Annotated in this window: 1 protein-coding gene; it reads right to left on the bottom strand. The window is 62.7% G+C overall.

The features are described from left to right. Window positions 1-87: 87 nt before the first annotated feature. Window positions 88-416: acyl-CoA thioester hydrolase/BAAT C-terminal domain-containing protein (locus VG556_RS22605; protein ID WP_423180080.1), on the bottom strand; the 329-nt coding region annotated here is incomplete at its 5' end.

Genomic DNA, 416 nt, shown 5'->3' with positions numbered 1-416 from the left:
GATCCACGCCATGCGTGGATGAAGCGCAATCGGACCGGAATCGAGCATCTGGCAGTTCCACTGAAGAACAGGGGTCCGCACCTTCGGCTACAGCGCCTCGGCAAGGAACGCCAGCACCGCTGGCCCTACCTCTCGGTCCGCGCGGGCATGACCTTCGGCCGTGCCCCCCACTTCAATGTACTGGCCTACATCATGGCGATGGGTGGTTGGCTGCAGGAACGGTGTGATCAGATGCCCGGCATCTGAGTAGTACAGGAAACGGTCACGGTCACCACGCCCTGCCGCTGCAAGCCGACGCTGTGCAACAGCCAGCATCACGCCTGAGTCACCCAGCCGATCGTCACCACCTCCGATCCACAACGTGCGTGCGGCAATGTTCTCGATGGGCAGCATCGCGGTACGCAATGCCGGTTCCC

The sequence above is a fragment of the Stenotrophomonas sp. CASM106 genome (assembly GCF_049384825.1).
Classification (GTDB): domain Bacteria; phylum Pseudomonadota; class Gammaproteobacteria; order Xanthomonadales; family Xanthomonadaceae; genus Stenotrophomonas; species Stenotrophomonas muris.
This window is presented reverse-complemented; position numbering and strand designations above follow the sequence as displayed.